The organism is Burkholderia sp. SIMBA_051, assembly GCF_046534915.1.
Classification (GTDB): Bacteria; Pseudomonadota; Gammaproteobacteria; order Burkholderiales; family Burkholderiaceae; genus Burkholderia; species Burkholderia ambifaria.
Map to the genome: position 1 here is coordinate 1 of NZ_JAWRXS010000918.1, position 235 is coordinate 235.

Annotated in this window: 1 protein-coding gene; it reads left to right on the plus strand. The window is 55.7% G+C overall.

Translation table 11 applies throughout. The features are described 5' to 3' along the window. On the plus strand, nt 1-235 hold a 235-nt coding region (locus SB771_RS37155; RefSeq protein ID WP_410722302.1), incomplete at both ends, for a major capsid protein.

Genomic DNA, 235 nt, shown 5'->3' on the forward strand with positions numbered 1-235 from the left:
TGAGAGCTATCCCTTCACCACGGAGAAAGTCTATCTCTCACAAATTCCGGGACTGGTAAACATGGCGCTGTACGTTTCGCCGATTGTTTCCGGTGAGGTTATCCGTTCCCGTGGCGGCTCCACCTCTGAATTTACGCCGGGATATGTCAAGCCGAAGCATGAAGTGAATCCGCAGATGACCCTGCGTCGCCTGCCGGATGAAGATCCGCAGAATCTGGCGGACCCGGCTTACCGC